The organism is Novosphingobium sp. HII-3 (assembly GCF_002916655.1).
GTDB classification, from domain to species: Bacteria; Pseudomonadota; Alphaproteobacteria; order Sphingomonadales; family Sphingomonadaceae; genus Novosphingobium; species Novosphingobium panipatense.
Map to the genome: position 1 here is coordinate 24,454 of NZ_PPSM01000029.1, position 8,924 is coordinate 33,377.

The following is an 8,924-nucleotide window of genomic DNA, read 5'->3' on the forward strand; positions in this document are numbered from 1 at the left end:
TTGAGGGCGGCCCTGACATGGCACTGGTTGCCTGAGCAAGCAGGCCACGTGCCGGTCGTGAGACGTACGACCAGACAGCGCCTACGATCGCCGCATCAGGCGTCTGCCCTCGTCGAGCAGGGTGTTGAGGGTCGCCCGACCTCGCGGGGTAGCGGCGACTGTCACCCAGAAGACCAGGTGGCCGATGGCGAGAAGCAGGACGACGTTCGTCCAACTGGCCGCCAGGTAACGGGTAAAAAGCCACACCGTTCCTGACGTCACAATCGCCCCCAGCGCATAGGGGATGAGTGCGCGCAACAATGCGTTGAAGGTGATCGGCCCCCTCCGCGTGGCCGCGTACCATAGCAGCGGACCCTGTACGCACCCTGTCGCGATGTAGGCGTTCGCTACACCCTGTATGCCCCATGGAAGCCCCACGACGAAGGAAGCAACAAAGGCAAGTGAACTCAGAAGGCCGTAGTTTCTCATCTCGCGCGTGCGGTTCTGAGTCGTGAACAGCCATCCGGTACTATTGCTGACCGGCGCGAAGAGTGCTCCTATCGCCAAGACCTGGAAAATCGGGGCTACAGCATACCACTTCGCTCCAAGGACAGTGTAGATCACCAGTTGACTCGCCACCCCCGTCACCAGGATGCTCGGGTAGGTGAGAAGTATGACTGTCTCCAGAAGCATCAGATAGGACCTGCGATACTTCTCCCTGTCCTGGTCAAGTCTTGAAAGAAGGGGCGTGGCGACCTTCGCGATGGGGCCGGTGATCTGGCTGAGAGGCAACAGCAGCAGCTTGTAGGCACGATCATAGATGCCCAGTTGGACCTCGCCGAGAGTTCGCCCGATGAGGACGTTGTCCAGGTTGCGGGCGAAGTAGTTGAAGATGTTGAAGCCGGTCACGTTGCCGCCGAAGCCGAGGATTTCCCGCGCTTCTGGCGCCTTGCCGGGCCGTGACGGCACCCAGCGCGCCAGCGACCATGCCAGCACGAGCGCGCTGATGGTAAGCGTCGCCTGACTGATCACGAGCGACCAGTAGGAAAAGCCGAGCAGTGCCGCTGAAATGCCGGCAATGGAGCTCAAGGTATAGGACCCCAGATCGACCGCCACCAGCGAACCGAATGCGAGGCGCCGGTTAAGCAAGGCCACGTGCTGATTGTAGAAGCCCGTCAACATCAGGATGGCGCCGAGCGCAACGAGTACGGGTTGAACGCGTGGTTCACCGTAGAAGATCGACGCCAGCGGAGCGCCCAGCATGACGATGACGCCCGAGGTGACGCTGACCAGCGCGCTCGTCCAGAAAATGAGACTTAGCTGGGCCTGGCTGATTTCCGGCCGCTGCACCGTGGCCTGGCTGAGGCCAAGATCCGCAAACAGCGCCACAAAGGCTATCAGTGGGGCGGCCATTGCCAGCAGGCCGAATTCGGACGGCCCAAGAAGGCGGGCCATGACAATGGATACGACGAACTGCAGCCCGAAGCGGAAGGCCTGGGCGGTCATGTTTATGGCGATGCCCTGTGCCGACTTGCGACGGATCGACGCGTGATTGCCTGGCGCGCGGCCGGCATCGAGTGCGGAAGGGTTAGCGCCCAATGTACTTGACGATCTTTTTCTTCAGCCAGCCCTGACCGGCGGAAGTCCGAAGCGATTTCCTCGCGACCCTGAGTTTGGACGGCAGGCTGTCGGCCTTTCCGAGAAGCTCATTCAGTTCATGCACTCTAAGGGCATCCGCACGGCGCCTGAACGCGCTCGACACTCCCGGATCGGCGACGAAGGAGGGATGGCGAGACAAGGTCTGTGTTTCGCCAATCATGCGACCATAGTCCACCAGGGTTCGACTGAGGCCGGAATCCCGCGTCGTGTAGATGTAGCTCAGAACATCACGCGCCAGCACATAGCGTGCGCCTTTCACGAGCGCCTCGACCACGAAGTGGAAATCCTCGCCATGGCGAATGTCGGTACGGTACTTCAGGCCATGTTCCTTTAGAAAAGGAATCCGGAACAGCGGCTTCAGCAGGCCATAGTCCGGTTCCCTGTTGTGCGGTCGTGCGCCGTCGACGAATTCCCGCAGCCCAAGGACGGTTACCGGGGCATCTTCCTTGAACACGGCGCGCGACATCTCCTGACGGGCGTGCGAGAAGAAGCGCACCGATCCGGCCACGATGTCAGCGTCCCGGGGCCTCGCAATCCGCACGAGGCGCTCCAGCGCACCGGGTGCCAGCGCATCGTCTGCGTCAAGAATGGCTCCCCATTCGCTAGCGGCATGCTCAAACGCGAGATTTCGGGCGCCTGACGGGCCAAGGTTCTTCTTGCTGTCGATGACGCGCAGGCGCGGGTCCTGCCGTGAAAGCCCCTGCAGCACCGCGAGCGTATCGTCGGTCGAGCAGTCATTGACCGCGACGATTTCCAGAGCCACGCTCGGCTGATCCAGCGCGGACCGGATGGAGCGTTCCACAAAACCCGCACAGTTGTACGCGGGCAGGATTACGGACACCTCAGGCATGATAGCGCTCATCCTTTCAGTCCTCACTCAAGGCCGGGAGCAGGAGTTGATCGGATCGACGGGGCAGAGGACAGATCAGAGGCACTGGCCACCGCTCGCTTCTGCCCGCTTGGAGAGAACCGGCGCGTGCCAGAGCAACGCCGTCAGCCCCAGCGCTGCCGTGCGAAGCCGCTGGTTCACGGGATCGGCGATCGCGGCCCAGCACCGTGATGCCACCCGCACCAGCCTGTTCGAGGACGTCCGTGCTGTCGGCCGCATCAGGATATCGTACAGGGCCGTCAGCACGATGACTGTAAGGAAGAACACTCCGCTCAGCGCCAGCCGGCCCGGGATGTCGAAACCGTAGTCCCACGTGACGCAGATGAGGAACGCATTGCCCGCTGAGAAGGCGAACAGGCTGCGACGGCCCGGTATGGTGGCGCGTTGAGTCCAGCTTCCCTCGTGCCTGACAAGGCGGCACAGCGCGATGATGCTTGTCGCACCGCACGCACCGGCGAAAAAGTAGAAGGGATGGTTCGCATTCCTGAGCACCATCCCCGCAGCGCTCTGTGCCGTCACCCTCTCCGGCCCCATCAGTGCCGTGGCAAGCGCTCCGAGTCCCAGCGCTGCGGCAAGCACGACAAATCGTCCGGTGGCAGCCCTCCTCGCCACGATTTCACCGGAACGCTCTTCGTTCAGAATGCGCCCGATCAGCATTCCCAAGGCGACGAAGAACAGGCTGTGCAGCACGGAAGGACCGGTGACGGCGTCCCCGATGCCCAGGATCAGGTCTGCCATCCGCGCCGGAGCGTAATGAGCGAACTCCGGGTCCGGCGCCGGAAGAAGCACAAAAAGGGGGTGCGCCAGCAGGAGGAGGGTCGTCGTGGCGAGAAGCGGATAAAGGCCCCAACGCTGCCGCACGACAAGTAGAAGCGGCGCCATGAAAAACAATATCGCGTAATACCGCAATATGTCCGTCAAAGGGATCTTGCCCAGAAGGAGAGCGCCGAACAGTGCACTCTTGACGCTCGTCTTTCCCAGCAAAAGCAACGGCAGCAAAGTCAGGGCGTACAGAAGCCAGCAAAGCAGCCCCCGTTCGAAAAGCCGGGCGGTGACCGACTGCATTCCGTCGCGAACGGCGCGTCTTCTGTAGACGATTTCAAGCAGAGCACCGAACAGGATAATGAACATGGGGGTCGCAAGCCTCACCGCGAACGCCACGTGCGGCTTGCCTTCGAAGAAATCGCGCCAGACATTTGTTGCGATGAAGGAGTGATTCAGCATGCCCAGAACGATCGCCACGGTCCGTGCGATATCCAGTCCCGGGATCTTGCCACCTGGTGGCATCACAGAAGACTCCCTATCCGGTTCCGGCCGGACATTATCCAAGAGCGAGCGACAAGAGGCCTTCTAAAAAGAGTGATGCGGCGCTTCTTTTTTGCCTTCGTTCAGAGCTTTACAATAGGCTGCCCGGGAAATCCGGACGCGAAAGGCGGCTTGAGCTCATTTCGCTGCCCCCAGAGATTGAAAGCTGGCGCACATGGCTGCTAGCCTCCGCCGGTTGGTGCCAGCGATGCCCTTTTGGTCGACTGTTGCGGCAGAGGGCGTACCGGGGCGATCCACGGGAAAATTGCAAACCGCCGCTCAGCGAGCGTTCTACCGAATGACCGTTTCTATCGTAGCCGGGGCGCTTACCCCGCGCTAGACGACGAACCCCAACTCGCGGACATCGGACCCCATGCGCTTCATCCACACCGCCGACTGGCAGCTCGGCAAACCCTTCGGCCGCTTCGATGCGGAGACCCGCGCCGCGCTCACCGAAGCCCGGTTCGACGTTATCGACACCCTTGGCAGGGCGGCGGTGGAGCATGGCGCTGGTCATATCCTGGTCGCGGGTGACGTGTTCGACACCGAAGGGCCGGATGAGCGCACGGTGGTCCAGGCGGTCACCCGAATGGAGCGCCATGCCTGCCGCTGGTGGCTGTTGCCCGGCAACCACGATTTCGCACGAAACGGCGGCATCTGGGACCGCGTGCAAAGGCGCGCCGCCGCGAATGTCACCGTCCTGACCGCCCCCGCCGCGCACGAGATCGCAGACGGTGTATGGCTGCTGCCCGCGCCGCTGCTTCACCGCCATACGCTCGACGACCCGACCGAGGTGTTCGCGCGGATGGAAACTCCCGGCGCGCGGCTTCGCATCGGGCTGGCTCACGGCTCGATCCGCGGCTTTGGCACACAGGGCGAGACGAAGAACATGATTGCGCCTGACCGCGCGCGGCTCTCGAACCTCGATTATCTGGCGCTCGGCGACTGGCACGGCACACTGCAGGTCGATGCGCGCACCTGGTACTGCGGCACCCCCGAGACCGACCGGTTTCAGCCTGGCCGGGACGAGCCGGGACAGGCACTGCTGGTCGATCTCATGTCCGGCACGACCACCGTCAAGCCGATCCCCACCGGGCGCTTCCGTTGGTTGTCGCGTGACTGGCCCGTCGCGGACGCGATCGGCTTCACGGCGCTCGTCGACGACCTGCTGGCGTCGTGCGAGCCCGCCGCCACGCTTCTGCGCCTGACGCTTTCAGGTGTCGTCCCGCTGACAGACCGCGTGGCGATGCTGGCCCGCATTGAGGACGACCTGACCCACCGCCTGCGCCATCTCGATGTACGCGACGCCGACGTGGTGGCCAGGCCCACCGAGGAAGACCTCACCGCGTTGTCCAGCGAAGGCATGATCGGCCGGGCCGGTGCGCTGCTGCGGGCCAGGATCGCCGACGACGGCCCCGATGCGCCCCGCGCCCGCCGCGCGCTGGAGCGCCTCTTCGTAGAAGCGCTTCGTGAACGCGGAGAGGCCGCATGAGCCTGCTGATCCGCCGCATTGCGGTGGAAAATTTCCGAAAGTTCCGCGCGCCCCACGAAGTCGCCGGACTGACCGGCGGCCTCAACATCGTCATCGAACCGAATGAGACGGGCAAGTCCACGCTGCTGGAAGCGGTGCGGGCGGCGCTATTCCTCAAGCACGGCTCGACAACGCGGCTGATCCGCTCGTTCCAGCCTGTCGGCGACAATGTCGGCCCGCAGGTGGCGCTTGATTTTGATGTCGCGGGCGCGCGCTGGTCGCTGACCAAGCGGTTCATCAAGTCGGCCTCGGTCGACTTGTCCGGCCCCACCGGCCGACAGCAGGGCGAGGCGGCCGAGCAGGCGCTGCAGGCCCTCCTCGGCTTCGAGGCGGGGCAACAGGGCACAGGGTTCGACAAGGCGCTGCACGGCGCGCTGGGCCTGCTGTGGGTGGCCCAGACGGATGGGCTTTGCGTCGAGGCTCCGGGCTCCTCCTTGCGCGATCTGATCGGCGCAACCCTGGAAAGCGAGGCCGGCGCCCTGGTCGGCGGTGCCGCATTCGAACGCATCCGCGCGCGCATTGACACCCAGTACGCCGCCTACTTCACCGGCAGGAGCGGCGCGCCGACACAGCGCCTGCTCGCCGCGCAGAAGCGGGTCGCCGCAGCCGCCGAGACGCTCGCCGAGGCCGAGCGGCGCGAGGGGCTGCTGGAAGCTGCCTTCGCCGATCTCGATGCCGCCCGCCGCCAGCTTTCCACATTGCGCCGGGAGTTGGAGAACGACCCGGACGCTGCTGAGCGCGCAGGTCTGCTGGCAAGGCTGGAAACCGCGCGCGGTGCCGCGCTGCAGCTTGCCACTCGCAAGGCCGAGGCGGCAGCGGCGGCAGCACGGCGCGACGGACTGGAGGATCTCGCTGCCCGTCATACCGCCGCGCTGGAACGGCAGGCGGGCGCGCAGGACCGGCAGCAGGCCGCCCGCGCCGAACTCGCAGACCTCTCCGCAGGTGTGGAGGCGGCCCGCGCCCGCGCCGACACGGCACGCGGAGCGCTCGCGACCGCGCTTTCCGCGCGTGAGGCGGCGCGCACCGCTCTGGCACAGGCGCGCGCGCAGGACACCGCCGAGCGTCGCCGTGCGCAGATCGCCGCCGCACATGAGCGGCTTGCCCATGTGGCCGCTCTGGAGGCCGAACGCGCGCCCCTTGATGCAACGGTGCGCCAGGCGGTCCCGGCGCAGGTTCTCGAAGACCTTACCGCGGCCGAGCGCGAAGTCGTACGCCACCGCACCCTTCTCGAAGCCGACGGCACCCGCGTCGAACTGGTCGGCGCAGGAGGCGTCACGAAGGACGGAACGCCGCTGGAAGCCGGCGAGTGGACGTTAACGCGCGAGACGAGGCTAGGCCTCCCCGGCGGCGGCGAACTGGTGCTGCGCCCGTCGCAGGCGCTGGTCGGCGCACAGGCCGCGCTCGACGCCGCGCAGGCTCGCTGCGCCGCGCTTCTCGCGCAGTGGCAGGTGAGCGGTCTGGCCGAGGCGCAGGCGCGCAACGACGCCGCGCGCGAAGCGAGCCGCGCTCTGGAGACGCTGGCCGCGCGCGTGCTTGCCGCCGCGCCGGCGGATCGGGACCTCGACCTTGCCGCCGGGCCCGGGCCGCTGCGCGCCTTTGTCGCCGCTCATCCCCTCGCTGCCGCACCCGCCGAGGCTCACGCGCCTTCGCCTGCCCGCTCCCTGGTTGAACTGGAGGCCGAACAGGACCACACCGACGCCGCCTTTGCCAGGGCCGAAGCGCAGGCGCGCCAAGCGGAGGACGACGCGCGCGAGGCCGAGAAGGCGCAGACACCGCTCGCCATCGAGGAGCGCACCGCCGCTGCCGACCTCGCCCGCGTGGCGGAGGAACTGGCCCTTCTCACCGCACATGCCGACTTCACCGACCTCCCCGAGACGTTGCCGGCCGCGCGCGAGGCTGCTGCCACCGCATCGCTCGCCTTGCAACAGGCCCAAGCCAACGCCCGTGCTTTCGACGAAACCGCCCTCACCCGCCGCCTCGACACCCTCGCCGCGCGCCGACGGGCCGCGGAGGAGAGCCGCGCAGACCTGACCACCCGCATCGCGCGCCTCGAAGCGCAAGTGGAGAGCGACGGCGGCAAGGGCCTCGCCGAACACGCCGCCGCCGCGCGCGAGGAGGACGAAGCCGCTCGCGCCGCACTCGTGCGCATCACCGAGGAGGCCGAAACGCTCAAGCTGCTGCGCGAGACGCTGGCCGAGGCGCAGGCGGAAACCGCGCGTTCGATCACCGGGCCGGTGGCCACCCGCGCTGCCCGCCACGTCGGGCGCATCCTGCCGGGCGCGGAGCCCGCCTTCGCCGACGACCTGGGCCTCACCGCCATCCGTCGCGTGGGGGTGGAAGAGGCGTGCGAGCAGCTGTCGAAAGGAACGCAGGAACAGCTCGCGCTCCTCACCCGGCTCTCGTTCGCCGATATGCTGCTCGAAGAAGGCCGCCCCGTTTCGCTGATCCTTGACGATCCGCTGGTCTATTCCGACGACGTGCGCCTCGACGCGATGACCGACCTGATCCTTGAAGCGTCAGAACGCATGCAGGTAATCCTCCTGACCTGCCGCGAGCGGGCTTTCCGGCACGTCGAAGGGAACCGGCTGCGGATGTAACGAGGAGCGAGCAGGCGCTATCTTGGGACGTCGATGACGACGTTCTCCACAGCGGGCCAAGCTACGTCGAGCCGGGGGCCTGGTTCCGACAGCAAGCATCAAAGCGCCGGTTTGAAAGTGCGTTTCGGTGCCTTTCCTCCCCCCTCCGGAGCGCCGACAGCAATGGTCCGGGCAAGCCCACCTGCGTCGGAAGCTTCCCGGCTGGGTGCGCGATGAATGCCTGAACACGCACGGGTTCTTGTCTTTCGACGGTGCCGGGCGCAAGATTGAGGCGGGCGGACGGGCTGAGGCGGGTCCTCAGACATCTCTGGGGTTTATGACGCCGGCCGCATTTCCTTCATCGGCCGGTGGCAATTAGGTGACAGGGTAAAAAAGCCGCCCGACTCAGAACAGCGCTGGTGGGTGTCATGAAGTGACCTGACCCCCAGGTTTCCACCAGCGCTAATTAGAGCCGGGCAGCTTTGTTGCGCATGAGCGCGGATGAAGCAATGGCCTGTGGAGCGGAGCCCGTAGGGCGTAGCGAAGAAGGCCATTGCTTATGCAGTTCAGCGGCGAAGGCCGCAGGGGTTTCATAGCCAAGGGATGAGTGCGGTCTCTCCTGGTTGTAGTCCTCTGCCCAGGCGGAGATCACCACACGAGCGTGGTCCAGGCTCAGGAACAGGGTCTCGTTGAGCAGCTCGTCGCGCATGCGACCGTTGAAGCTCTCGGCGTAGCCATTCTGCATCGGCTTGCCCGGGGCAATGTAGTGCCACTCCACGCCCATCCCGCCGCACCAGGCAAGGACGGCATTCGACGTCAGCTCGGTGCCGTAGCACATTGGGAAGCGGCCCCTCGAAGGGGCGCACTGCCTTGATGAAGGCAAGGGCGCGTAGCGCCCGCAGGCTTTATCAAGGCGGTCATGATCGGCCCGCAGGTCTCTAGAGTGAAGTTGTCGACTCAACCCTTTGGAGACAGACCGACCATG

The 8,924-nt window shown here is 65.7% G+C and carries 5 protein-coding genes and 1 pseudogene; 2 read left to right on the forward strand and 4 right to left on the reverse strand.

Going from position 1 to position 8,924, the window contains the following annotated elements:
* Positions 1-81 precede the first annotated feature (81 nt).
* The 3 genes from C2R25_RS12165 to opgC form a co-directional block, all read right to left on the reverse strand.
* Positions 82-1,578, reverse strand: coding sequence for a lipopolysaccharide biosynthesis protein (locus C2R25_RS12165; RefSeq protein ID WP_103729462.1), 1,497 nt, complete (start codon positions 1,576-1,578; stop codon positions 82-84).
* Positions 1,568-2,500 carry a glycosyltransferase gene (locus C2R25_RS12170; RefSeq protein ID WP_103729463.1) on the reverse strand — a complete coding sequence of 311 codons (933 nt, stop codon included), beginning with the start codon at positions 2,498-2,500 and terminating at the stop codon, positions 1,568-1,570. The genes C2R25_RS12165 and C2R25_RS12170 overlap by 11 nt, the downstream gene beginning before the upstream one ends.
* 63 nt (positions 2,501-2,563) lie before the next feature.
* On the reverse strand, positions 2,564-3,814 hold the full coding sequence (opgC, locus tag C2R25_RS12175) for an OpgC domain-containing protein (RefSeq protein ID WP_103729464.1): 1,251 nt from the start codon (positions 3,812-3,814) through the stop codon (positions 2,564-2,566).
* 391 nt (positions 3,815-4,205) lie between these two features.
* On the opposite strand from opgC, the gene C2R25_RS12180 reads away from it, so the two are divergent.
* Complete coding sequence (locus C2R25_RS12180; protein ID WP_103729465.1) at positions 4,206-5,324, forward strand: DNA repair exonuclease; 1,119 nt, start codon at positions 4,206-4,208, stop codon at positions 5,322-5,324.
* Positions 5,321-7,960: an AAA family ATPase gene (locus tag C2R25_RS12185; RefSeq protein WP_103729466.1), complete on the forward strand. Its 2,640-nt coding sequence runs from the start codon at positions 5,321-5,323 to the stop codon at positions 7,958-7,960. The genes C2R25_RS12180 and C2R25_RS12185 overlap by 4 nt, the downstream gene beginning before the upstream one ends.
* 445 nt (positions 7,961-8,405) lie before the next feature.
* Here C2R25_RS12185 and C2R25_RS12190 read toward each other — a convergent pair.
* A pseudogene (locus C2R25_RS12190) lies at positions 8,406-8,768 on the reverse strand (transposase); the annotation flags it as partial.
* Positions 8,769-8,924 lie beyond the last annotated feature (156 nt).